A 24,150-nucleotide genomic window follows, 5' to 3' on the forward strand; every position below is an offset into this window, starting at 1 on the left:
GCGGTCACCCCCGGTACATCACCCGCCGCAAGACCGTCTCCACAGGACCCCGTCGCCCCGCCCGCTCCATCGCGTACGCCCCCGCCACCGTCACCAGCCACACCCCGACCGCCACGAGTGCCATCGTCGCGCTGGTCAGGTGTGCGCCGAGGCCGAGGCCCCAGGCGGCGAGGAGTGGGGCGAAGAGGAGGGAGTGGGTGAGGTAGCAGGAGAGGGAGCGTTTGCCGACGGCGGAGAGGGCGGTGATCGTGCGTGCGCCTCGGCGGGGGCGGCGGCGCGTCCACCAGTGCGTGAAGAGCGCGATCGCGGCGACGTAGCCGAGCCCCGCGGCGTTCCCCGTGAGGTCGCGCAGCAGGCCCAGGACCCCCGACTCGCTCTGCGCGGCGTCCGGCACGTCGAGTGCGCCGATGTGCGCGAGCGCCGCGGGCAGCGCGCCGAGCCAGCCGATCGCGATGCCGATGACGGCGGTGCGGCGCAGGAGGGGCAGGTGGCGTCCCGGCTCCTCCAGGATCCGGCGCCGCGCCGCCCAGAACCCGAGCAGGAAGATGGTGAAGCCGCCGCCGACCAGGGAGAGCGGGGCGGCGAGGAAGGTGACGTAGAGGCCGCTCTCCACGCGGGTGGCGGCGGAGTCGGGCCAGCTCGGGTCGCCCGCCGCGTAGGCATCCGAACCGGGCTCGGCGTGGGCGTCCCCGAGCGAGCCCAACTCCCCGTTGAGCAGGGCGGATACGACGGGTTGCAGCGCCCCGAAGAGCAGCAGCGCGGCGCCGATCCCGATCCACCACTTCAGCGCCCGGTCACTGCGGCGCAGGAAGAGCCAGCCGAGGGCGAGGCTGAGCAGCCCGTAGTACCCGACGATGTCACCCGCCATCAGGAGGGTGGAATGCGCGAGGCCGATGACGATCAGACAGAGGCTCCGGCGGCGCAGGACGGCGACCGTGCCGCGCTCGGATGCGCCCTTCGCGGTCCGCCGCAGGAACAGCTGCGTCATCCCGTACCCGAAGAGGAACGCGAAGAGCGGGTACACCCGCATGTCGAGGGTGGTGATCATCGTGAACTGGACGGCGTGGTCGACCCACCCGCCGTCCACGGGCTGCCACCCGGACGGCCCGTGCTTCGCCTTCCAGAGGTGGAAGGCGGTGTTGGACAGCACGATGAGCAGGAGCATCAGGCCCCGGGCGAGGTCCGGGGCCAGGGCCCGTTCGCCCGGTGGCAGCTCGGTGCGGGGGGACGGCGCTGCCTTGTCCGCGGCGGTCTCTGTCGTCATGTCTGGACGGTAGGGAGACTGCGGTGCGGCGGGCGTCGGTCTTCCGGCTAGGGCGCGGTGACCAAAGTGTGCGGCTGAGATGCCGCCCTTGCCGGGGGCCCGGGTTCCGGGTGGTCTACTTCCGCGGCGTGACCTCCGGTACGGCCGCCCCGCGAGCCGCTCCCACCTCGAACGTCACGTGCGTCAGGCCGGTCGGCGCCTCCGTGCCGACTCGCAGTGGTGCCCAGAGAGTCGCGAACTCGCCGGGGTTCAGGTCCAGTGGGAGCCGGCCCGTCAGTGTGGTCCTGTCCGCCGACAGTTCACCCACGGCCCACCAGTTCTGCGGCAGCCCGTTCCGCCCCCAGTACAGCTTGGACTCGGTGAACCACATCCCCTGCGGCGCGCGGACGGTGACGGTCTGTGTGCCGATGCGCTCCACACCGGTGTTCTGCACCGTCACGCTCGGCCAGAAGCTCTCCTCGCCCTGCGCCACCGTCTGCGGGCTGCGCCGGTCGGTGACGGTGAGCGAGACCCGGGCCCACTCCGGCAGATAGCCCCGGCACCGGAAGTAGACGCTGCCGACCTGGAAGGCGTCCTCGGGCTTGCTCGGATCCCAGCCGTACTGGTGGCTGAGGGTTTCCTGGCCCTCGGCCGCCTGCGGCCACACCAGGAAGCGGTAGTAGCCGGCCTTGTCGCCGAGTTCGCCCAGGTGGAAGGCGGGCAGGTCCACCCAGTCCGTCGCGGCGCTGTCGTTGCGCGCCCGCAGGTACTGCTTCTTCGGCAGCGGGGTGAGGTGCGAGGGCTCGCCGTCCTCGTGGACCAGCTGGTAGTAGACGTAACCGTCGGCCTCGTCGGGCAGGCGCGGGTTGACCAGGTTGATGAAGAGCGTCCGGTCGTGCACGAGGCCGCTGTCCGTGACGTAGCCGAAGCCGGCCTGGCTGTAGCCCTTCTGGTCCGGGTAGCGGTCCCAGTTGTTGTCGTAGGGCAGCCGGACGAACGGGCGCCCTGTGCCTTCGGGGTAGCTCTTGTCCCAGTTCGGGTTGAGAGCCTCGACCCGCGGCGCGACCGTGTACACGCTGCCGTTGTCCAGCGTGACCTCGACCTTGATCAGGTACGTCTGGGCGTTCTCGCCGCGGACGGTCCTGTCGACGGCCAGGTCGCCGCGGAGGGTGAAGGTGATCAGGTCCCGGTCCCCGACCGTGACCGTGTCGATGACCTCGAACTCCTGGTCGATGCCGCCCTCGCCGCGCTCCTTCTTGCTGGTGCCGTGGTCGACGGTCCCCTCGCCATCCCAGTCGTACGTGATTCCCTTGATCTTCACGCCCTTGGGGGCCGATAACCGGCCGTCGTAGCGGAACTCGCTGTCCCAGGTCGCGAAGCGGTTGGCGTGTCCGAGGGTGTGGATCTCCGTGGCGCCTGCGTTGTCGATGGGACTCACTTGTTCTCCTCTGCCGTCGAGTCTGCCGTCGAGACCGAGCGGACTCCGGACGGTAGTGCCGTCGTCGCAGAGGGCATGACTTCCTTTCGCGCCAATCGCGTCCGGTAGCGCCCCGGTGTCGTGCCGAACGTGCGCGTGAACGCGTGCGACAGGGCGTACGGGGAGCTGTAGCCGACCTGGCGGGCCACCGTGTCCAGGGAAGCGGGCGTGGAGCGCAGGAGCGTCGCCGCTCGCGACATGCGCCACCAGGTGAGGTACGCCATGGGGGCGCGGCCCACCAGGGACGTGAAGCGGCGGGCGAGAGTGGCCCGGGAGACGCCCGTGCGGGACGCCAACTCCTCGTTGGACCAAGGGGTTTCGGGGGAGTCGTGCAGCAGGCGCAGGGCCTTGGCGACCACCGGGTCGTTGAGCGCGGCGGGCCAGCGGGCCGGGCACTGGGAGTCGGCCGCGGAGTCCGCGAGCCAGGCGCGCACCATGTACACCAGGAGCAGGTCGAGGAGGCCGGGCACGACCACGTCGGCGCCGGGGCGGGACGCGCCCGCCTCCCTGCCGAGCAGGTCGATCGCGGCCGCGAGCTCCGGGTGGCGTCCCGCCCTGCGGGGCAGGTGGACGATGTCGGGGATCTCGGCGAGGAGCGGGTGCGCGTGGGCGCCGCTCGACTGGTACTTGCCGCAGAGCATTTCCAGGGCGGGGCCCGCGGGTTCGGACGGACCGGGCCCCGCGGATCCGGACGCACCGGGTCCGGCCGGACCGGGTCCGTGGGGCTGCCGTGCGTCGTGCGTCAGTGGCGCGTCGCGCGTCAGCGGCAGGCCGTGCGTCTCCAGCCACTCGTCGAAAGGGGTCGCCCGCTCGACCGTGGGCCCGTCCACAGGGGAGTCCGCGACGATGTGTCCCGCCCCGCGCGGCAGCAGCAGCACGTCGCCCGCCGCCAGCGTGAAGGGGGCGCTCCCGTCGTCCGGCAGCACCCAGCAGCTCCCTTCCAGGACCACGCGGAAGCCCACCCCGTCGTACGAGGGGATCCTGCTGCACCAGGAGCCCGACACCCTGACGCGGTGGGAGACCGGCCGCCCGGCCCGCACCGCCGAGATCACATCGCTGACGACGTCCATGGCCGGATTCTAGTGTGGTGAGACGCTCGCGTATTCAATTGAGGTGAGCGGGCATTGAGGTGCTCGCCGACGCTTCCTACGGTGGGTCCATGAGTGAATTCACCGAAGAGCGGATCGTGTTGGGCGATATCGAGGTCCGTCGGGTCGTGGAGCTGGACGCACTGCCCTTCGAGACCGACGCGATCGTCCCGGACATGCCGGACTCCGTGTGGCGCGAGAACGCGGACCGGCTCGCGCCCGACCACTGGGACCCGGTGACCGGCAACGCGCTCGCGGCCATACAGAGCTGGGTGCTGCGCAGCGAGGGGCTCACCGTCCTGGTCGACACGGGCGTCGGCAACGGCAGGGTGCGGCCGGGTGTGCCGCCCTTCGAGCACCTCGACACCCCCTATCTGGACCGGCTCGCCGCGACGGGGGTGCGCCCCGAGGACGTCGACGTCGTCGTCAACACCCATCTGCACGCCGATCACGTCGGCTGGAACACCCGCGCGCAGGACGGCGATTGGGTCCCCACCTTCCCCAACGCCAGCTACCTCATTCCGGCCGCCGACCACGCCCATTTCGGTCCGGGGCGCGGGGGCGAGGTCCCCCCGGAGCTCCGGGCGGCCTTCGCCGACAGCGTCGAGCCCGTCGTACGGGCCGGGCAGGCCGTGCTGTGGGAGGGCGCGCACCGCATCGACGCGCGCCTCACCCTGGAGGCCGCGCCCGGTCACACCCCCGGTTCGGCCGTGCTGAGGCTGGCGTCCGGCGGCGACAGGGCCGTCTTCGTCGGCGACCTCCTGCACACTCCCGCGCAGCTCTTCGAGCCCGGCTGCAGCAGCTGCTTCTGCGAGAACCCGAAGGAGTCCGCCGAGAGCCGCGTACGGGTGCTCGGGCGGGCCGCCGACGAGGGGGAACTCCTGGTGCCCGCGCACTTCCGCGGGGCAGGAGTGGCTCAAGTGGCGCGCGCGGGCGGCAAGTTCAGCATCAGCCGGTGGGGCGCGTGACCGCCGCTTCGGGTCGGGTGACCGCCTCGGGTCGGGCGGCCACCCCGGCGTAGGGGCCGCCGATCCCCCACGCCTGCGCCATCGCGTCCGCGAAGGCCCCGGCCAGCTTGTGCTCGCCGCTCGCGTTGGGGTGCGTGCCGTCGTACGTGTCGAGATGGATGTCGTACGACGGCGGGCGCGAGGCGAGGAGCAGCGGCGAGGTCCCGGTGTCCAGGTTCGCCACCGCCTTGGCGAGGAGCTCGTTGAAGCGGGCGACCTCGGCGGCGAAGGGCGCGTCCGACTCGGCGCGGATGTTGGGGATCACGGGGAGCAGGACCAGCCGGATCCGCGGGTTCGCCGCGCGGGCGCGCTCGACGAAGGCGTGGACGTTGTGCGCGGTCTGCTCCGCGTTCGTGTAGAAGCCGAGGTCGATCAGGCCGAGCGAGACGAGGAGCACGTCGGCGGGGTCGCGGGTCAGCGCGCCCGCGATCTGCGGGGCCAGGTGCTGCCAGCCCTCGCCCCAGCCCGCGAGGTGGTGGCGGGGGAAGTCGGCGGCGGCGTCCGCGTAGTCGTGGGAGAGGGGCTCGCCCGTCGCCTTGTCGTGCAGGGCCGTGCGCGGGCCCACCACGGCGAAGCCCTCGTCGCCGAGGGTGTCCCGCAGGTGGTGCCACATCCGGTATCGCCAGGTGTGTTCACCGGCGCTTCCGATCGTCATCGAGTCGCCGACGAACATGAACCTGAGCATCCGCTCATCATGGCGGATCAGGCACGTCACCTGCGATGTGAGGCTGCGCACGCTCTCCGGTCACGGGGGATGGCACGCTTGGGCGCATGCGTTCGCTTCGGGCTGTCCCGTCTCTCCTCGCCGGTGCCGTGCTCCTCTTCGCCGTGGCGGTGCCCGCCGCCGCCGACGACCACGACGGCTTCACCATCAAGGATCCCCGGATCGTCGAGTCCAGCGGCCTCGCGGCATCCCGCGCCCACCCGGGCGTCTACTGGACCCACAACGACCAGGACAAGGGCGCCTTCCTCTACGCGGTCGACAGCCGCACGGGAAAGACCGTCGCGACCATCACCATGACCGGGGTCGGCGCCCCGCGCGACGTGGAGGCCATCTCGGTCGGCAGCGACGGCAACATCTACGTCGGCGACATCGGCGACAACCTCAACGGCACCTGGAAGAACGTCTGGGTCTACAAGCTGCCCGAGCCGAAGAAGCTGACCGACCAGAGCGTGCGCGCCACGCAGTACGTCGTGAAGTACGAGGACGGGCCGAGGGACGCCGAGGCGCTGATGGTGCACCCCAAGACCGGACGCGTCTACATCGTCAGCAAGAACGAGGAGGGCGGCGGCCTCTACGAGAGCCCGGAGCGCATGACCGCCTCGGGGACGAACGTCTTCAAGCGCGTCTGTGACATCGACCTCTGGGTGACCGACGGGGCCTTCTCGCCCGACGGCAAACAGCTCGCTCTGCGCGGCTACTTCGGGGGTGTCTGGTACGCCTGGAAGGGCGACGGGGAGAAGCCCGAGCGCAAGGGGCGGCTGAGCGTGCCGCTGCAGCGGCAGGGCGAGTCCGTCACGTACACCCTGGACGGCACGACGCTGATGTACGGCACCGAGGGCGAGCAGAGCGAGGTCAAGCCGGTCGAGGCGCCGGGCGGCGGCGGGAACGGCAAGTCGCCATCGGCCGACGGGAGTTCGGGCGACGGCGGGGGCGAGGGGCTCGACGGCAAGGTGAAGACGGGCGCGATCGTGCTCGGCGCGGCGCTGCTCGCGGTGTTCGGCCTGAAGCGGCTGACGCGGCGCGGGGGCGGCAAGTAGCCGTTTCCCGGCCGCCGGTCCGTACGGCCTGAGCGGCTTTGGGGAAGTCCGGTGCGGCTCAGGTGCGCCCGTAAGGGGCGCGGTGCTGTGACATGTGCGGCTCCGCCGCGTGGGCGCGACCAGCCACGACGCGCCCGCAGGCGTGGACCGTACGTCCCGCGGGGCGCTTAGCCCTGTTCGCGCCGGGCGACCAGGACGTCCAGGCCGTCCAGGAGGCGTCGCAGGCCGAACTCGAAGTGGTCGAAGTCGCTCCCGAAGGCGTCCTCGGAGAGGTCCGCGAGCGTGGGGTAGCGGCCGCCGCGCATGATCCGGCCGAGTGCGGGGGCCTGCGCCTCCCAGAACGCCCGGTCCGAGAGGCCGGTCTTCCGCGCCGCCTCGGCCTCGTGCACCTGCGTGCGGGCGACCCCGGTGACGTACCCCTCGGTCATCACGATCACGCTGATCAGCTCGGGGTCGCGCAGGCCCATCGGCCTGATCCGCGTCAGGGTGCGTTCGAGGCTGCCGACCGCGCCGGGGCCGAGGACCGGGCGGGCCTGGTTGACGTGCAGCAGCCAGGGGTGGCGGTGGTAGAGGGCGAGGGTCTCGCGCGCGTACGCCTCGACGGCCTCGCGCCAGCCGCCGCTCCAGGGCGCCGTCTCCTCGGGGGCCGTGTTGACGCGGTCCAGCATCAGGTCGACCAGGTCGCTCTTGCCGGGGACGTAGCGGTACAGCGACATCGTGCCGGTGCCGAGCTCGGTGGACAGGCGGCGCATGGAGAGGGCCGCGAGCCCCTCGGCGTCCGCGAGGCGCACCGCCTCGGTGACGATCCGGTCCAGCGTGAGCCCCGGCTTGGGCCCGCGCGTCGGGCGCTCGCCCTCGCCCCAGAGCAGCGCGAGGCTGCGGGTGATGTCGCTGCCGGTGCGCTGGTCGTCGCCGGTGTTCGTGCTCGTCATGGCGCTCAGCCTAGTCGCAGGTCCAGAAATTGGGTACGGCGTACCCAAGGAATTGGGTACGGCGTACTCTCTTCTGGGTACGGCGTACCCAGAGGGCGCGGAAGTGCGGAGGAAGGGGCAGCGATGAACGGGAACGGCTTCGCGGTACGGGCCGAAGGGCTCGAAAAGCGCTACGGGGAGAAGTACGCGCTCGACGGCTTCGACCTGCGGGTCGAGCAGGGCACGGTGCACGGACTGCTGGGACCCAACGGCGCGGGCAAGACCACCGCCGTACGGATCCTCTCCACGCTCGTCAGGCTCGACGGCGGCCGCGCCGAGGTGGCGGGCGCCGACGTGGCGCGCGAGCCCGGCCTCGTACGCGGCCGCATCGGGCTCACCGGGCAGTACGCGGCGGTCGACGAGATCCTCACCGGACGGCAGAACCTGGAGATGTTCGGGCGCCTCTTCCACCTCGGCGCCAGGGGCGCGGCCCGCCGCGCGCGGGAACTCCTCGAACAGTTCCACCTCCAGGACGCGGCGGAGAACGGCGCGGGCCAGTACAGCGGCGGCATGCGGCGCAGGCTCGACCTCGCCGCCTCGATGATCCTCGCGCCCGCCGTGCTCTTCCTCGACGAGCCGACCACCGGACTCGACCCGCGCGGCCGCCTCGAAGTCTGGGAGGCCGTAAGGGACTTGGTGGCGCGCGGCACGACCGTGCTGCTCACCACCCAGTACCTGGAGGAGGCCGACAGGCTCGCCTCCCGCATCACCGTCATCGACCGGGGCCGGGCCATCGCCGACGACACCCCGGACGGCCTGAAGAGCACGGTGGGCGGCAGCCACCTCGACGTCGTGGTGCGCGAGAGCGCCGATCTGCCGGCCGCGGTCAAGGCCGTCGCCCGGGTCTGCGACGGCGAACCGCTGACCGTCGACGCGGAGCGCCGCGTGCAGGCCGCGGTGACCGACCGGGTCGGCGCCCTGACCGAGGTGGCGCGCACCCTGCGCGACGAGGGCGTCGCGGTCGAGGACATCGGCCTGCGCAGGCCGAGCCTGGACGACGTGTTCCTACGCCTTACGGGCCGGACGGCCGATGACGAGAAGCTGGAGGTGGCGGCATGAGCGCCGCACTGACCGTCGACGCCCCCGTTGATGTCGACGCCTCGCGCGGGCGGCTCTTCTGGGCCCTCGCCGACTGCTGGAACGTCACCCGCCGCTACCTGACGCACTTCCGGCGCAGGCCGGTCACCATCGCCTGGCAGCTCGGCTTCCCCCTCATCAGCGTGCTGCTCTACGGCTTCGTCTTCGGCGAGGCGATGAAGGTGCCCGGCGGTGGCGACGACGGTGACTACAAGCAGTTCCTGATGCCCGGCATGTTCGTGATGACCATGGCCTTCGGGTTCATGAACACCGCGATGGGCGTGGCCACCGACGCGTCCAAGGGCGTCATCGACCGCTTCCGCTCGATGCCGATGGCGCCCTCCGCGGTGGCGTCGGGGCGCGGCCTCGCCGATCTCATCGTGGCCTGCGCGGAGCTGCTCATCATCGCGCTGACCGCCCTGGCCATCGGCTGGCGCTCCAGCGCGGGGCTCTTCGACACCCTGCTGGCCTTCGGGCTGCTGCTGTTCCTGCGGTTCAGCCTGATCTGGGTGGGCGTCTTCCTCGGCCTGGTCGTACCGACCCCGGAGGCGGCGGGCGGCCTCTACGCGGTCGCCTTCCCGCTCACCATGATCTCCAGCGTCTTCGTGGCCCCGTCCCTGATGCCGGACTGGCTGGCCCCCGTCGCCGCGTGGAACCCCGTCTCGTCGACGGGTACGGCGACCCGTGAACTGTTCGGCAACCCCGGCGCGGGCGGGGCGAGTTGGGTCGAGCAGCACGCGGTGCTGATGGCGGCGGTGTGGCCGGTGGTGATCTCGCTGGTCTTCTTGCCGCTGGCGGTGAGGAAGTTCAAGCAGTTGAGCCGATAAAGCATCGGGGCCGCCCGTCCGCAGAGGGACGGACGGCCCCGTCAGGGGCGCGGGGAACTGCGCGACCAGCCACAGCGCACCCGCACCCGACGAACCTGCGGAGCGTTAAAGCTTCTCGATGACGTAGTCGATGCACTTGGTCAGCGCCTCGACATCCGCGGGGTCGATCGCCGGGAACATGGCCACCCGCAGCTGGTTGCGGCCCAGCTTCCGGTACGGCTCCGTGTCGACGACCCCGTTGGCCCGCAACGTCTTCGCGACAGCGCCCGCGTCGATTTCGTCCGAGAAGTCGATCGTCCCGATGACCTGCGACCGCTTGGCCGGGTCCGTGACGAACGGCGTCGCGTACTTGGACTCGTCCGCCCAGCCGTACAGCGCCTGCGAGGACGCGGCCGTGCGGCCGGTCGTGAACTCCAGGCCGCCCTGGGAGTTCATCCACTCCAGCTGCTCGGCGAGCAGGAAGAGCGTGGCGAGCGACGGGGTGTTGTACGTCTGGTTCTTGCGGGAGTTGTCGATCGCCGTGGGGAGGCTGAAGAACTCCGGGACGTGGCGGCCCGACGCGTGGATCCGCTCGGCGCGCTCGATCGCGGCCGGGGAGAACGCGGCGATCCACAGCCCGCCGTCCGAGGCGAAGGACTTCTGCGGGGCGAAGTAGTAGACGTCCGTCTCGGCGATGTCGACCGGCAGGCCGCCCGCGCCGGACGTGGCGTCCACCAGGACGAGGGAGCCCTCGTCGGCGCCCGCGACGCGCTTGATCGGGGCCGCGACACCCGTCGAGGTCTCGTTGTGCGTGAAGGCGTAGACGTCGACGCCCGCCTCCGCCTTCGGGTCCGGGTGGGTGCCCGGGTCGCTCGCGATCACGGTGGGCTCGGCCAGCCATGGGGCGAGCTTGGCGGCCTTCGCGAACTTGGAGGAGAACTCGCCGAAGCTGAGGTGCTGCGACTTGTTCTCGATCAGGCCGTGCGTCGCCACGTCCCAGAACGCGGTGGAGCCGCCGTTGCCGAGGATCACCTCGTAGCCCTCGGGGAGGGAGAAGAGGTTCCCCACGCCCTCGCGCACCCGGCCGACCAGGTTCTTGACCGGGGCCTGGCGGTGGGAGGTGCCGAGCAGGGAGGTACCGGTGGCGGCCAGGGCGTCCAGCGCCTCCGTACGCACCTTGGAGGGGCCCGCGCCGAAACGGCCGTCGGCGGGCTTTAGGTCAGCGGGAATCTGGATCTCTGCCACGGGGTGAGCCTAGCGGCTCAGGGCACGCCGTCCTTCTTGCGTCCGTCGGCTGAGATCCTGCAGTCCGGGGACCTGCCTCGGGGCTCCGCCCCGGACCCCGCTCCTCAATCGCCGGAGGGGCTGTTTCTCAGCCGCACCGGCAGCTCGTGCAAGTCGTTCTGCGTCACCACCGGCTTGTTGCGGAGTTCCGACGGCGGGACCGCCAGGGTCAAGGACGGGAAGCGGGCGTACAGCGCCGGGAGTGCCACCCCCGCCTCCAGGCGGGAGAGTGCCGCGCCGGGGCAGACGTGCGGGCCGTGGCCGAACGAGATGTGGCGGTTCGGGGACGTGCGCGTGATGTCGAAGGAGTCCGCCGTGGGCCCATGCGCCTGTTCGTCGCGGCCGATCGCGCCGTACGAGACGATCAGCGCGTCGCCCTGGGGGATCACCTTGTCGCCGACGGGTACGTCCTCCGCGGCGAAGCGGATCAGGACGTGCGAGGTGGGAGTCGCGTAGCGCAGGGTCTCCTCGACCACCGCGTCCCAGCCGATCTCGCCCGCGAGGACGAGCGCGAGCTGGTCGGGGTGGGCGGAGAGGTTCACGACCGCGTTGACGATGAGGGAGATCGTCGTCTCGTGGCCCGCCGCGACCATCAGCTGGAGCGTGGAGAGGATCTCCGCGTCGGTGAGGTGGTCGCCGTCCTCGGAGGCCTGGATCAGCGCGCTGGTCAGGTCGTCGCCGGGTTCCGCGCGGCGGGCCGCGACGACCTTGCCCATCATCTCGGCGAGTTCGCCGAGCGTCGCGACGACCTCGTCCGGGGGCGTCTGGGTGGAGAAGAACTTGTCGAAGAGGACCTTCAGGCGCGGGTGGTCGGACTCGTCGATGCCCATCAGGTCGCTGATGACGTACATGGGCAGGGGATAGGCGAACTCGGCCTTCAGGTCGACCACTTCGGCCGCTTCGGGGTCCGCGGGGAGCCGGTCGAGGAGGGTCTCCGTCAGCTTCGCGATGCGCTCGCGCATGCGCTCCACGCGGCGCGGCGTGAGCGCCTGCGCCACCAGCGTACGCATCCTGCGGTGTTCCTCGCCGTCGACCGTCAGCATGGAACGGCCGGGGTTGGCGAGGCCGATCAGCGGCCAGTCGGCGGGTATCTCGCCGCGCCGCCAGGCGCCCCAGACCTCGATGTCCTTCACCAGGCGTTTGTCGGTGAGGAGTTGGCGGGCCTCGGCGTGGTGCGTGACCGCCCACACCGGGACGCCGCCCGGCAGCTCCGCCTCGGCGAGGGGGCCCGCCGCGCGCAGCCGGGCACTCTCGCCGTCCAGGTCGGTGACGAACGGGTCCAGGGCGATACGCGTCATCTGGATTCTCCAAACACTGAGGTCGGGGTCGGGGTGAAGCGCACCGGCAGGTCGGTGAGGCCGCGCAGCCAGGGGGAAGGGCGGCGGGTGAGGTCGGTGGCGGGGACGGCGAGGTCGAGGTCGGGAAGGCGGTCGAGGAGCACCTCGATGCCGGTCCGCGCGATGACCTCGGCGACCTCCTGGGCCGGGAAGGGGCAGCGGTGCTCGCCGTGGCCGAAGGCGAAGTGGGCGCTGTTGCCGCCCGTCAGGGCGGAGCCGTCGGTGCGGACCTGCGGGTCGGCGTTGGCGGCGCCGAGGCCGAGCAGGAGCAGGTCGCCGGAGTTGATGCGGCGCCCGCCCAGCTGGGTGTCGCGCGAGGCCCAGCGGCCCGCGACGTTCTGGGTGGGGGTGTCCTCCCACAGGACCTCGTTCATGGCCTCGGCGACGCTGTGCCTGCCGCCGAACAGCGAGGCGGCGAAGCGGTCGTCGGTGAGCATCAGGCGCAGCGAGTTGCCGATCCAGTCGGCGGTCGGCTGGTGGCCCGCGGCCATCATCACCATGAGGTCCTGGGCGATCTCCTCGTCGGTGAAGCCCGAGCCGTCGTCGGCGAGCTGCGTCTCCAGCATGTACGAGGCGACGTCCTGGCCGGGGTTCGCGTGCTTCTCGGCGAGCAGCGCGAACATCGAGGAGGCGAGGTGCTGCTGTCCCGCCAGGGCCCGCTCGCGGCCGTCGATCATGTCGTTCATGGCGGTGACGAGGCCGGGGCCCCGCTCGTCGGAGAAGCCGTAGATGCGGGCGAGGACGCGGACGGGGAGCAGCATCGCGTAGTCGGCGATGATCTCGGTGACGCCCTTGCCGCAGAAGGTGTCGATCAGTTCGTCGGCGAACTGCTCGGCGTACGCCTTGAGTTCGAAGGGGTCGACCGCTTCGAGGGCGTGCGCGATCATCGCGGCGCGCTGGGTGTGCCGCTCGCCGACGGTGTAGAGGATCGACGGCTGCTTGTGGCCGATCATCGGGAGCAGTGGCCAGTCGGCGGGGATGTTCGGCCACTGGTTCCACAGCTCGGAGTCGCGGCTGAAGAGCATCGGGTCGCCGGTGACCTGGTGCAGTTCGCGGTAGCCGAGCACGAGCCAGGCGGGCACGCCGCCGTCGAGCAGCACGGGGGCGACGGAGCCGTGGTCGCGGCGCATCTCCCGGTAGAGCTCGGCGGGTTCGGTGGCGAACCGGGGTCCGGAGAGCGGGACGGCCGCGCCGTTCGCGGCGCCGGTTACGGGGCAGGTCACGGGGTGGTCTCCTGGGGGGCGTACGTCTCCTGCGGGGCGTACAGGGACTTGAGGTGCTGTACGAGGGTGATGAGGACGTCCTTGCCGGACTCGCGGGAGCGCGCGTCGCAGTCGATCAGCGGCACGCCGGGGTCGAGGTCGAGTGCTTCGCGCAGCTGCTCCGCGGTGTGCGCGGGGCCGCCGAAGTCGTTGCGGGCCACGATGAACGGCGTGCCGTGGTGCTCCAGGCGGTCGATGGCGTACCAGGAGTCGGCGAGGCGCTGGGTGTCGACGAGGACGACCGCGCCGAGCGTGCCGGAGAAGAGGCGGTCCCACAGGAACCAGAACCGCTCCTGGCCCGGGGCGCCGAAGAGGTAGAGGACGTTGCGCTCGTCGAGCGTGATGCGGCCGAAGTCGAAGGCGACGGTCGTGGACGTCTTGGCGCGCAGGCCTTCGATGTCGCCGAGTTCGTCGATGCCCTGTCCGGCCTGCGTCATCGTCTCCTCGGTGGTGAGGGGACGTATCTCGCTGACGGAGCGGACGAGCGTCGTCTTGCCGACGCCGAAGCCGCCGACGACGACGATCTTCAGACCGTTGTCGGCGGTGGCGGTCAGCTCTCTTCGGGTAGCGCTGCGTTCAGAGATTCCAGAGATCTCAGAGATTGCGGAGTCCAACGAGCACCTGCTCCAGAAGGTCGTGGTCGGGAACGCTGTGGGCGGCGGCCGAGCGCGGGTGACGGGCGCTGATCCGGCCCGCGTCGAGCAGGTCGGAGAGCAGGATGCGGGTGATGCTCACCGGCAGGCTCAGCTCGGCGGCGATCTCGACCACGGCGGTGGGCATCGTGCACATCCGCAGGATCGCGGAGTGCTCGGACTGCATGCCGGGCACCGGATCGCACTCGCTGACGACGAGGGTGACCAGGTCGAAGGGGGCGTCGGGCGCCGACCTGCTGCGTCCCCCGGTGAGGGTGTACAGCCGGTCGGGGGAGTCGTCCCGGCCGGGGCGGCTCATGAGGCCTGCGGTGTGCTGGGTCCATCGGCCGCGCGCGGTTCGGCGCGCAGGTGCTCGCCGAGCTGCTCGACCAGTTCGCTCATGGTGTGCCCGACGTGCCCGGCGTCGGCGTCCTCGGCGGCGATCACCGCGAGGTGCGCGCCCTCGCCCGCCTCGACGATGAAGAGGATGCCGCCGTAGAACTCGGCCATCGCGGAGCGCACCCCGCCGCTGCCGTCGCCGAACTCGGCGGAGGCGCCGTGCGAGAGGGACTGGATGCCCGCGGCGATCGCGGCGAGCTGGTCGGCCTGGTCGACGGAGAGCTCGGGGGTGCGGCACAGCTTCAGGCCGTCCCGGGAGAGCACGAGGGCGTGCCGGGCGCCGGGGGTGCGCTCCAGGAGACCTTCGAGCAGCCAGGTGAGCTTGGCGTCGGTCGTGGTGGTGCCGGTCGTCATCGGGGAGTGTCGCCTTCCGGGTGCGGGGGAGTTGCGGGGGCGTCCGGTGCGTCGGGGTCAGTGGCGCGGACGGCCTGGCGGAAGCTGCTGAAGCGGGCGGCGGTGGTGCTCGCGTCGGCGGCGGTACGGGTACGGGGCGCGGCCTCGGCGGCCCGCGCGCGGGCGCTCTCGGCGGCGGCGAGGGTGCGGCCGCGGGGGCGCTTGGGGAGCCCGCCGGGCGCGGAGGGCTCGGCGGGGGGCTCGGCCGCGGACTCGTGGGTGGGCACGGGGTCGCGGTCGACGGGGGTCTCGACGCCGTCCCCGGCTTCGTACGGCTCGGGGGTCCTGGTCGCGGGGGCAGGCACAGTCACGGAGACCGTGGCGGAGGTCTCCGTGGAGGTGGCGACGGGTGCCGGGGCGAGGGCGGGTGCCGGGGCCGCGGCGGGCAGGGTGGCCGGGGCCGGGGTGGCGTCCGAAGGGCGGGAGATGAGCTCCTGCGGGATGAGCAGGAGCACGCCGGTGCCGCCGCGCGCGGAGGGCCGGAAGGACACGGTCAGGCCGTGCTTGCGGGCCAGCCTGCCGACGACGGGCAGGCCGAGCCGGGTGCCGGACAGACGGCCGAGGCCCGCGGCGGTGCCCGATACGGCCCGCTCGGCGCGGCGCTGCTGCACCGGGCCCATGACCAGGCCGCTGTCCTCGACGGAGACGATGACGCCGGCCGCGACCTCTTCGATGTAGACGTGCACTTCGGAGGTGGGCGGCGAGAAGTTGGCAGCGTTGTCGAGGAGTTCGGCGAGGGCGTGCATGACGCCTTCGGCGGCGTGGCCCGCGACGGCGACCTCGCTGGCCGAGTGGACGCGCACGCGCTGGTAGCCGCCGATGCGGCCCATGGCGCCGCGCAGGATGGACTCCATGACGATGGGCCTGGCCCAGCGGCGTCCCGAGCGGGCGCCGGTGAGCACCGCGACGGAGTCGGCGATGCGGCCCGCCTGCGCGGTGCGGTGGTCGAGGTGGAGGAGGTCGGTGAGGACGTCCTCGTCGGCGTGCCTGGTCTCCATCTCGCGGAGGTCGGCGAGCATGCCGGTGGCGAGCGCCTGCATGCGGCCCGCCGCGTTGGCGCAGGCGGCGAGGGCGGCGGCGCGCTCGGACTCGGCGGTGCGGGCGCGCTGGGTGAGCACGCCCTTCTCCCGCTCGTGCTCGGCGGTGAGCCGCGCGTGCTCCTGCCCGAACTCGGTGGCCCGCCTGGCCTGTTCCTGCTGGAGGCGGCCCGCGTCCTGGCGGGTGGAGTGCAGCTGGAGCCGGAGCAGGCCCGCGGTGCGCATGGCGTGGAAGGCGAAGGTCACGGCGGCGCTGAGGGCGACGGCGGCGGCACCGGCGCCCCAGGCCACGGCGGTACGTGCGGAGTCGGGCGCGAGGGCGACGGACGCTCCGGTGAGCGCCGAGGTGACCAGGGCGCAGGTCAGCAGGACGAGCGCGGACGGGCGCAGCTCAGGACGCTCCGTCCCGGGGCGCGCTAGGGGGGTTGGCGCGGTCATCAATCGGGTTCCTAGATCGGAAGCGACACACTTTGCTCGAACGTGCTCGGTCGTATCTCAAGCTCTGCTCAAGTTGTTCCCACTATAGGAGAGTTGATGACCATGGTGGGAATGTTCCCTTCCGCATCGTGACATAACGGGTGGGGCGGGGTGGTCGGCGGGGGCCCTCGCGGGGGCATCCTGGGTGTATGAGCGATCTCGACGGTGACCGCGGCAGCGAACTCGACGGCGATCTGAACGGCCCTCAGAAGCACCATCCAGGCCGGAATCCACTCGGCAGTCCACTCGGCGATCCGGACGGACTCGGCAAGGCGCTGCGCGACGCGGTGCGCGGCGACGTGGACCTCTCCGTCACCGCACGGGCCCTGCACACCATGGACGCCTCCAACTACCGCCGCGTGCCCACCGCGGTGCTCGCCCCGCGCGACGCCGACGACGTGGCGGCGGCCCTCGCCGTCTGCCGGGAGCGGTCCGTGCCGGTCGTGGCGCGCGGCGCGGGCACCTCGATCGCCGGGCAGGCGACGGGACTCGGCGTCGTCCTCGACTTCACCCGGCACATGAACGGGCTCCTCTCCCTCGACCCCGGGTCCCGTACGGCCGTCGTCCAGCCGGGACTCGTCCTCGACGACCTGCGCGCCGCGGCCGCCCCGCACGGCCTGACCTTCGGCCCCGACCCCTCCACGCACAGCCGCTGCACCCTCGGCGGCATGATCGGCAACAACTCCTGCGGATCGCACTCGGTGGCCTGGGGGACCACGGCCGACAACGTCCACCGGCTGTCCGTCCTCAGCGGCCGGGGCGAGCGGCTCGACCTCGGCAGGGGCTGGGACGGCGCGCCCCAGGACCTGCGCCCGTTGGTCGACGGCGACTTGGCGCTCCTTCGCACCGGCTTCCCCGACCTGCCGCGCCGCATCTCCGGATACGCCGTCGACGCCCTGCTCCCCGAGCACGGCGTCGACCACGCGCGCGCGTTCTGCGGCTCGGAGGGCACCCTCGGCATCCTCACCGAAGCCGTCGTACGCCTCGTCGAAGCGCCCCGCGCGCGGGCCCTCGCCGTACTCGGGTACACCGACGAGAGCGCGGCGGCGGAGGCGGCCGCGGGCCTTCTGCCGCACGGCCCGCTGACCGTCGAGGGCATGGCCGCCGACCTGGTGCGCGACACCGAGGGGCTGCCCAGGGGCGGCGCCTGGCTCTTCGTGGAGACCGGCGGCGCGAGTCCGGCCGAGGCACGCGCGCGTGCCGAGGAGATCGTGCGGGCGGCCGACGTGCTCGACGCCGTGGTCGTCGACGACCCGGCGGGGCAGCGGGCCCTGTGGCGCGTACGCGAGGACGCCAGCGGCACCGCGACCCGGATGCCGGACGAGGGGGGTACCTCCCTGTCCGAGCGGAGCCGAGGACTTGGGGGAGAGGCCTGGCCCGGCTGGGAGGACTGCGCGGTGCCGCCCGCCCGACTCGGGGCGTACTTGCGGGACTTCAGGACCCTGCTGACCGAGCACCACCTGCGCGGCACCCCCTACGGACACTTCGGGGACGGTTGCATCCACGTCCGCATCGACTTCGACCTGCTCGGCAAGGAGGGCATCGCGCGCTTCCGCCGCTTCTCCGAAGAGCTCGCCGACGTCGTCGTCGCGCACGGCGGCTCGCTCTCCGGCGAACACGGCGACGGACAGGCCCGCGCGGAACTCCTGCCGAAGATGTACGCCCCCGAACTCATCGCCCTCTTCGGGCGCGTGAAGGACGTCTGGGACCCGGCAGGCCTGCTCAACCCCGGCATGCTGGTGCGCCCCGACCCGCTGGACGCCAACCTGCGCTTCGCCCCGCTGCCGCGCGAGCCCGTCGACGTGGCCTTCGGCTACCCGCACGACGGCGGCGACTTCTCGGCGGCGGTCAGGCGGTGCGTGGGCGTCGCCAAGTGCCGCACGTCGACGGCGAACTCACCGACCGGCGTGATGTGCCCCTCCTTCCGCGCGACGGGCCAGGAGGAGCACTCCACGCGCGGGCGCGCGCGGCTGCTGCACGAGATGCTCGCGGGCGAGGTGGTGACCGACGGCTGGCGCTCGACGGAGGTCAAGGACGCGCTCGACCTCTGCCTGTCCTGCAAGGGCTGCCGCTCGGACTGCCCGGTGGGCGTCGACATGGCCACGTACAAGGCGGAGTTCCTGCACCACCACTACGAGGGCAGGCGCAGGCCAGCCGCCCACTACTCGATGGGGTGGCTGCCGCGCTGGCTGCGCGCCGTCGCGCTGACGCGCACGGCCCCGCTCGTCAACGCCCTCGCCCGGATCGGCCCGTTGGCCGCGGCGGGCAAGCGGCTCGGCGGGATCGCCCCGCAGCGCCAGGTGCCCGAGGTGGCGCCGCGCACGTTCCGGCAGTGGTGGCGGCGTACGGGGAAGCAGGCCGCGGGGCGTACGGGGAAGCGGACCGGGGGTACGGGGAAGCGGACCGCGGGGGCCCCGGACATCGTGCTCTGGCCCGACACGTTCACCGACCACCTCTCGCCGTCGGTGGGCCGGGCCGCGGTGCGGGTCCTCGCGGACGCGGGCCTCACCGTCGCGCTGCCGCCGCCGGGCGTCTGCTGCGGCCTGACGTACGTCTCCACGGGCCAGCTGGACGGCGCCCGCGCGGTGCTGCGCCGCACCCTGGACCGGCTGGCCCCCGTCCTCGACGCGGGCACGCCGGTCGTCGTCCTCGAACCGAGCTGCGCCGCCGCCCTCAGGACGGACCTGGTCGAACTCCTCGGCGACGACCCGCGCGCCCACCGCCTCGCCGCGTCCGTCCGCACCTTCGCCCAGGCCCTTGAGGAGCTGGCCCCGCAGTGGCGGCCGCCGCGCGTCGACCGCCCCGCGGTCGGCCAGACGCACTGCCACCAGCACGCGGTCCTGGGGGGCGCGGCCGAGCGCCGCCTGCGCGCGAAGGCGGGCCTGACGGGCGAGCTGAGCGGCGGCTGCTGCGGGCTCGCGGGAAACTTCGGTTTCGAGCGGGGGCATTACGACGTGTCGGTGGCCTGCGCGGAGGAACAGCTCCTGCCCGCCGTGCGCGACGCCCCCGCCGACGCGGTGGTGCTCGCCGACGGCTTCTCCTGCCGGACCCAGCTCGGCCAGCTGGCCGGGGTGCGCGGCAGGCACCTGGCGGAGATCCTCGCGGAGGGGCTGCCCAGATAGGGACCAAAGTCCCTGGTGGAAGGGACCTTTGCGGGTAGGGGGCGGTGTCCGGTTCCGGCAGGATCAGGATGGTTCATGATCATCTGTCGAGGCGTCAGCTGACGTACGCCCGTGAGAAGTCTGGTTGTGCCCGTGCCGGAAGAGCCGAAGGACCCCGAGCAGCGGAAGGGCCCCGAAGGGCCCGCGGAACCGGCGGCCCCGGGGGACGGCACGGGCCCCCGCGACGGCACGGGCCCCCGCGCCCTGGTCGTACGCAACCGCCACGACTCCATACCGATGGACCTGCTCTTCCGCGGCGACACGGCGGAACTGCCGAAGCCGACGAAGACGGCGCACGCACCGAAGTCCCCCCAGCCTCTGAAGTCCCTCCAGCCTCCAAAGTCCCCTCAGCCCCAGAAGTCCCCCGAGCCGACGGAGGAGTCCGGCGCGGCCAAGCGCCTCTCCCCGCCGCGCCCCGACCGTGACCTGGCCGAGCGGCGCGGTCCCGCGTGCTCCGGCTGGTGGGCGCTGCTCGTGGCGCTCCTGGCCCTCGGCGGAGCGGCCTGGCTGATCTGGGCGGGCGGTCTGGTCCCCGTACGGATCACGGACTTCCTCGCCCTCCCCGAACGGCCCCGGAACGGGCTGGTCGCCTGGCAGTGGGCGGCGGTCGGCGGCTGTGGAGCGGTCGCGCTGTTCGCGCTCGGCGGGCTCACGCGGGGGCGGGTCGGCAGCGCGTGGACCCTGTCGCTGTTCGGCCGCTACCGGGGGAGCGTACGGCGGACCGGACTCGTGTGGATCAGCCCGCTGATGCTGCGGCGCCGCGTGGACGTACGGCTGCGGCACTGGCGCAGCGAACCGATGGCGGCCGTCGACGCGGAGGGCATCGAACTGCGGGTCGTCGTCCTCGTGGTGTGGCAGGTCAAGGACGCGGCGCGGGCGCTGCTCACGGTGGACGACCACCTCGCGTACCTGCGGGAGCAGGTGGAGGCGGTGACGGCGCGGGTGGTGTCGCGGCTGCCCGCCGACTCGTTCCGGGAGCCCGCCGACGACGTGCCGACGCTGCGGGACGCCGAGGCGGTCGGCGACGCGCTCGGCGCCACGCTCGCCGCGGAGTGCAGGGCGGTCGGCGTCGAGGTGTTCTCGGCGCGGCCCACCCGCGTGGAGTACGCACCGGAGATGGCGGCGGCGATGCAGCGCAGGCAGCTCGCCGCGATCGACGCCAAACACCGGGACACCGTGCTGACCTCGGTGCTCGACGCGGTGGACGACACCGTGCGGCGCCTGACCGAGCGGGGGCTCGTCACACTCGACGACTACGAACGGAAGGCGCTGGTCAAGGACTTGACGGTGGCCTTCTACACGGCGCGGGGGAGCGCCGTGGACACCCACTGAGCGGCGGTGAGGAGGGGGCGCCGCCGAACCGACCGAGAGAGGCCGAAGTGCAGACACCCCGATTCACCGAGGAGATACCCGCCGACTGCGGGTGCGGACACTGCGCCGCGACGCCGTCCGCCGACCGCGCGGGCCAGCGCTGCGGGGTGCGCGGCGCGCTGGTCGCCGCCGTGGGAGCGGCGGTGCTCGTGGGCACCGCGGCGGGCCCGGCGGCCGCCGAACCCGCGCCGAGCCACGCGGGCTGGGACGGCTCCAAGTACTGGTACAAGGACGCGACCGGCTGGTGGCGCTGGACCTCGCACTACGACAAGTACGTGGCGCGCACGGGCAAGGCGGGCACGCACGCGGCCACTGGGACCGGGAAGGCGCGGCCCGCCGCCCGCGGGACCTCGTCCGGCGAGCCCACGTTCCGCGGGCGCGGGGGCTGGGACGCCACCGACCGCGTGTACTGGTACCAGAAGGCGGGGCACTGGTACTGGACCAGTCACCGGGACAAGTACGAGAGTCGCACGGGCCGTTCCGGAAGCCACGCGGCGAAGCCCGCACCGCGTCCGACGGGTTCGAGCAGTTCGGGCGGCTCGCGCGGCCACACCTCCGGAACGCCGAGCAGGCACGGCACGGAGGCGGCCATCTCGTACGCCATGTCGCACCTCGGCGACCCCTACGTCTGGGGCGGCAACGGGCCGCACGGCTGGGACTGTTCGGGTCTGGTGATGGCCGCCTACCGGCAGGCGGGCGTCAGCCTGCCGCGCGTCGCCGACGCGCAGTACCGCGCGACCCGGTCCCTCTCGCGGGGCGAGCTGCGCCGCGGTGACCTGGTGTTCTGGAGCGGCAACGGCAGTTCGTCGGGCATCCACCACGTGGCGATCTACCTGGGCGGCGGCCAGTACCTGGAGGCGCCCCGGCCCGGCAAGAGCGTCCGGATCTCGTCCTTCAGCTGGTACAACCCGAACATGTACGGCCGGGTGCGCTAGGGCCTGTCCGGCGGGTCAGGCGGAGTCCCGGCCCGTGACCTCGTGCGCGAGGGCGCACAGGTCGCGCAGGGCGGGATGGCTCGGCGGCCCGTCGCGGCGGGCCAGGAACACCGGGACCGGCGGGGCGTCGGGCAGCGGGACGTAGACGACGCCGGGGTGCGGGTGCAGGGCCGCGGTCGCGGTGGTCGTGACGCCGACCGCGCGGGACGCCGCGATCGCGGCCAGCCAGTCGTCGGTGTTGGCGACGGTGATCGTGCCGGTGGGCCGGGCGTCGACGGGCCACAGGTCGAGCGTGGTCGTACCGGACACGGTGTTGAGCGCGATCACGGCCCCGGCCAGCTCGTCGAGTGCCGCACTCCCCTGACCGGCCGGCGGACTGTCGGCGGGCACGGCGGCCACCCGCGCCTCCGTGTACAGGAGCTCCGTCACCAGGCCCGGGGTGCCGACGGGGCCGCGGAGCAGCGCGGCGTCGACCGCGCCCCGGGCGAGCCCCGCGGTGCGGTCGTCGATGCGGAGCAGTTCGAGCGGTACGTCGGGGTGGGCCTCGCGCCAGCGGCGCAGCAGGGGCGTGGTGTACGCGCCCGCGGCCGACCAGGCGTGCCCGAGGCGCAGCGCCCTGCGCACCGAACGCCCCACGTCCAGGGCGTCCTCGAAGGCGGCGACGGCGACGGCGGCCTTGTCGCGGAAGGCGCGGCCCTCGGGGGTGAGCGTGAGGTAGTGGGTGGACCGGTCCACTAGCCGCGCTCGCAGGGCGTCCTCCAGGGCGGCGAGGGTGCGGGACGCGGCGGGCTGGGTGATGCGGAGGCGGGCGGCGGCGCGGGTGATGTTGCCCTCGTCGGCGATGGCGAGGAAGCACCGCAGATGACGCAGCTCGATGGCCCCGGGCCCGGACGTTCCCTTTGTCATGCCTGCGGAGCATAACGGGAGCGCAATCGGCATTTCACGCGCCGCGCTCCGCGCCGTACCTTCGCCATGTGGACAGGTCTTGCGTACAGCAGCAAAAGGGCTCCACAATCCTGTCGTAGTCCAATAGCGTGGACGTCAAGGTCCAGAACAATGGACTGGTGGTAGCGCTGGAGGAATCCGGCGAACGGAAGACTCAGCGCAAGACTCAGGAGCGAAGGTGTCGAGTACCGATCAGGAGACGGCGACCGGCGGGCGTGCCGCGCTAGGGCCCGTCGGGCTCGTACTCGCCGGGGGCATCTCCGTGCAGTTCGGCGGGGCGATCGCCGTCAGCGTCATGCCGAAGGCGGGGGCGCTCGGCATCGTGACCCTGCGCCTCGCGTTCGCCGCGCTCGTGCTGCTCATCGTCTGCCGACCCCGGCTGCGCGGGCACTCGCGCGCGGACTGGGGCACGGTCGTCGCCTTCGGCGTCGCCATGGCGGGCATGAACGGCCTCTTCTACCAGTCCGTGGCCCGCATCCCCATGGGCCCCGCGGTCACGCTCGAGGTCCTCGGCCCCCTCGCCCTCTCCGTCCTCGCCTCCCGCCGGGCGGTCAACTTCATCTGGGCGGGCCTTGCCCTCTGCGGCGTCTTCCTGCTCGGCGGCGGTGGCGGGTTCAGCGGCCTCGACCCGGTCGGTGTGGCGTACGCGCTCGGCGCGGGGGCGATGTGGGCGACGTACATCGTCTTCAGCGCGCGTACGGGACGGCGCTTTCCGCAGGCCGACGGGCTCGCGCTCGCCATGGTCGTGGCGGCGGTCCTCTTCCTGCCGCTCGGCCTCGTGGAATCCGGCTCGAAGCTGGTCCGCCCCGAGGTGCTGGCGCTCGGCGCGGCGGTCGCCGTGATGTCGTCCGTGCTGCCCTACACCCTCGAACTCCTCGCGCTGCGGCGGCTGCCCGCGTCCACGTTCGCCATCATGATGAGCCTCGAACCGGCGATCGCGGCGGTCGCGGGCTTCCTCATCCTCGGCCAGGCGCTGGCTCTCAGCGAGGCGTTGGCGATCTCTTTGGTGATCGCGGCGAGCATGGGGGCGGTGCGGTCGCAGGTGGGGCGCCGGAGGGTTGCGCCTGCTGCTGCGGCGACGGTGCTACCGGAAGCGACGTCGGCCCTCCCTGAGCGGGAGCGCTCCCTGTAGGAACCTTTCCCACCCGCCCACCCGTATCTCCGCGACGGGCTCTTCCTGTAGGAGCCGCCCCGTGCGTCGTGGGGCGGGGCCGCGGCGGTATGTCCGTCCTCGCCGTCCCAGAGCATTGCCACACCACGGGCACCTCGGAACGAGGCCCCCAGTGCTCCGGGCGGACATACCGCCACGTCCCCTCAGGCCGGACGGCGGCTGCGGGTCGCGCTGCTGTGGGCAATCGTTCCGCACGGCGGAACGGGTGGGCACAGCCCCCGGCGCCGAGGGACGGTTACGGGGGCACAAGCCACAGTGCAGGTGGGCGCAGCCCCACCGGCCCGCAGCCGCCCGCGCTCCTGAGGGGACGTGGGGG

The 24,150-nt window shown here is 72.6% G+C and carries 21 protein-coding genes; 8 read left to right on the forward strand and 13 right to left on the reverse strand.

The features are described 5' to 3' along the window. Window positions 1-4: 4 nt before the first annotated feature. The 3 genes from CP970_RS24130 to CP970_RS24140 form a co-directional block, all read right to left on the reverse strand. The gene (locus tag CP970_RS24130; protein WP_055552384.1) at window positions 5-1,264 is read right to left on the reverse strand and encodes a DUF418 domain-containing protein; all 1,260 of its coding nucleotides are present in this window, start codon (window positions 1,262-1,264) and stop codon (window positions 5-7) included. Between the two features lie 115 nt (window positions 1,265-1,379). Next, complete coding sequence (locus CP970_RS24135; RefSeq protein WP_055552382.1) at window positions 1,380-2,681, reverse strand: hypothetical protein; 1,302 nt, start codon at window positions 2,679-2,681, stop codon at window positions 1,380-1,382. Further along, window positions 2,678-3,790: an AraC family transcriptional regulator gene (locus CP970_RS24140; protein WP_063806183.1), complete on the reverse strand. Its 1,113-nt coding sequence runs from the start codon at window positions 3,788-3,790 to the stop codon at window positions 2,678-2,680. The genes CP970_RS24135 and CP970_RS24140 overlap by 4 nt, the downstream gene beginning before the upstream one ends. Window positions 3,791-3,879: 89 nt before the next feature. Between CP970_RS24140 and CP970_RS24145 the strand changes: the two genes are divergently transcribed. Then, a complete protein-coding gene (locus CP970_RS24145; RefSeq protein WP_055552380.1) occupies window positions 3,880-4,776 on the forward strand; it encodes an MBL fold metallo-hydrolase in 897 nt (298 codons plus the stop codon). Here the strand turns inward: CP970_RS24145 and CP970_RS24150 are convergent. After that, a complete protein-coding gene (locus CP970_RS24150; RefSeq protein ID WP_079043811.1) occupies window positions 4,757-5,500 on the reverse strand; it encodes a GDSL-type esterase/lipase family protein in 744 nt (247 codons plus the stop codon). The genes CP970_RS24145 and CP970_RS24150 overlap by 20 nt on opposite strands. An 86-nt stretch (window positions 5,501-5,586) precedes the next feature. Between CP970_RS24150 and CP970_RS24155 the strand changes: the two genes are divergently transcribed. Next, window positions 5,587-6,576, forward strand: a complete 990-nt coding sequence (locus CP970_RS24155) for a TolB-like translocation protein (protein WP_055552377.1) — start codon at window positions 5,587-5,589, stop codon at window positions 6,574-6,576. Between the two features lie 167 nt (window positions 6,577-6,743). Here the strand turns inward: CP970_RS24155 and CP970_RS24160 are convergent, their stop codons facing one another. Further along, entirely contained in the window at window positions 6,744-7,508 is a 765-nt protein-coding gene (locus CP970_RS24160) for a TetR/AcrR family transcriptional regulator (protein WP_055552375.1), read from the reverse strand. A 123-nt stretch (window positions 7,509-7,631) separates the two neighbouring features. On the opposite strand from CP970_RS24160, the gene CP970_RS24165 reads away from it, so the two are divergent. Continuing rightward, complete coding sequence (locus CP970_RS24165) at window positions 7,632-8,606, forward strand: ATP-binding cassette domain-containing protein (RefSeq protein WP_055552373.1); 975 nt, start codon at window positions 7,632-7,634, stop codon at window positions 8,604-8,606. After that, window positions 8,603-9,451 carry an ABC transporter permease gene (locus CP970_RS24170; RefSeq protein WP_055552371.1) on the forward strand — a complete coding sequence of 283 codons (849 nt, stop codon included), beginning with the start codon at window positions 8,603-8,605 and terminating at the stop codon, window positions 9,449-9,451. Before CP970_RS24165 ends, CP970_RS24170 begins: the two co-directional genes overlap by 4 nt. 105 nt (window positions 9,452-9,556) lie before the next feature. Here the strand turns inward: CP970_RS24170 and serC are convergent, their stop codons facing one another. From serC to CP970_RS24205, 7 genes are all read right to left on the reverse strand, one after another. Further along, window positions 9,557-10,675, reverse strand: coding sequence for a phosphoserine transaminase (gene serC / locus CP970_RS24175; protein WP_055552369.1), 1,119 nt, complete (start codon window positions 10,673-10,675; stop codon window positions 9,557-9,559). Window positions 10,676-10,779: 104 nt separating this feature from the next. Beyond that, on the reverse strand, window positions 10,780-12,012 hold the full coding sequence (locus CP970_RS24180) for a cytochrome P450 family protein (protein ID WP_055552367.1): 1,233 nt from the start codon (window positions 12,010-12,012) through the stop codon (window positions 10,780-10,782). Continuing rightward, window positions 12,009-13,274 (reverse strand): cytochrome P450, encoded by a 1,266-nt coding sequence (locus tag CP970_RS24185; protein ID WP_055552365.1) that lies wholly within the window; start codon window positions 13,272-13,274, stop codon window positions 12,009-12,011. The genes CP970_RS24180 and CP970_RS24185 overlap by 4 nt, the downstream gene beginning before the upstream one ends. Then, a complete protein-coding gene (locus CP970_RS24190; RefSeq protein WP_398655659.1) occupies window positions 13,271-13,927 on the reverse strand; it encodes a GTP-binding protein in 657 nt (218 codons plus the stop codon). The genes CP970_RS24185 and CP970_RS24190 overlap by 4 nt, the downstream gene beginning before the upstream one ends. Then, window positions 13,908-14,264, reverse strand: a complete 357-nt coding sequence (locus tag CP970_RS24195; protein WP_055552363.1) for a DUF742 domain-containing protein — start codon at window positions 14,262-14,264, stop codon at window positions 13,908-13,910. The genes CP970_RS24190 and CP970_RS24195 overlap by 20 nt, the downstream gene beginning before the upstream one ends. After that, window positions 14,261-14,698, reverse strand: coding sequence for a roadblock/LC7 domain-containing protein (locus CP970_RS24200; RefSeq protein ID WP_055552361.1), 438 nt, complete (start codon window positions 14,696-14,698; stop codon window positions 14,261-14,263). Before CP970_RS24200 ends, CP970_RS24195 begins: the two co-directional genes overlap by 4 nt. Then, entirely contained in the window at window positions 14,695-16,212 is a 1,518-nt protein-coding gene (locus CP970_RS24205; RefSeq protein WP_150493880.1) for a sensor histidine kinase, read from the reverse strand. Before CP970_RS24205 ends, CP970_RS24200 begins: the two co-directional genes overlap by 4 nt. Window positions 16,213-16,586: 374 nt before the next feature. Between CP970_RS24205 and CP970_RS24210 the strand changes: the two genes are divergently transcribed. From CP970_RS24210 to CP970_RS45065, 3 genes are all read left to right on the forward strand, one after another. Beyond that, window positions 16,587-19,373 (forward strand): FAD-binding and (Fe-S)-binding domain-containing protein, encoded by a 2,787-nt coding sequence (locus tag CP970_RS24210; RefSeq protein ID WP_224059291.1) that lies wholly within the window; start codon window positions 16,587-16,589, stop codon window positions 19,371-19,373. A 126-nt stretch (window positions 19,374-19,499) separates the two neighbouring features. Continuing rightward, window positions 19,500-20,744: an SPFH domain-containing protein gene (locus CP970_RS24215; protein ID WP_055551630.1), complete on the forward strand. Its 1,245-nt coding sequence runs from the start codon at window positions 19,500-19,502 to the stop codon at window positions 20,742-20,744. Window positions 20,745-20,791: 47 nt separating this feature from the next. Continuing rightward, window positions 20,792-21,718, forward strand: coding sequence for a C40 family peptidase (locus CP970_RS45065; protein WP_055551628.1), 927 nt, complete (start codon window positions 20,792-20,794; stop codon window positions 21,716-21,718). 15 nt (window positions 21,719-21,733) lie between these two features. Here the strand turns inward: CP970_RS45065 and CP970_RS24225 are convergent, their stop codons facing one another. Next, window positions 21,734-22,624: a LysR family transcriptional regulator gene (locus CP970_RS24225; RefSeq protein ID WP_055551626.1), complete on the reverse strand. Its 891-nt coding sequence runs from the start codon at window positions 22,622-22,624 to the stop codon at window positions 21,734-21,736. Window positions 22,625-22,841: 217 nt separating this feature from the next. Here CP970_RS24225 and CP970_RS24230 point away from each other — a divergent pair, with 217 nt between their 5' ends. Next, window positions 22,842-23,795, forward strand: coding sequence for an EamA family transporter (locus CP970_RS24230; RefSeq protein ID WP_150493885.1), 954 nt, complete (start codon window positions 22,842-22,844; stop codon window positions 23,793-23,795). The last annotated feature ends 355 nt before the right edge of the window (window positions 23,796-24,150 follow it).

This window comes from Streptomyces kanamyceticus, assembly GCF_008704495.1.
In the GTDB taxonomy this organism is placed as follows: domain Bacteria; phylum Actinomycetota; class Actinomycetes; order Streptomycetales; family Streptomycetaceae; genus Streptomyces; species Streptomyces kanamyceticus.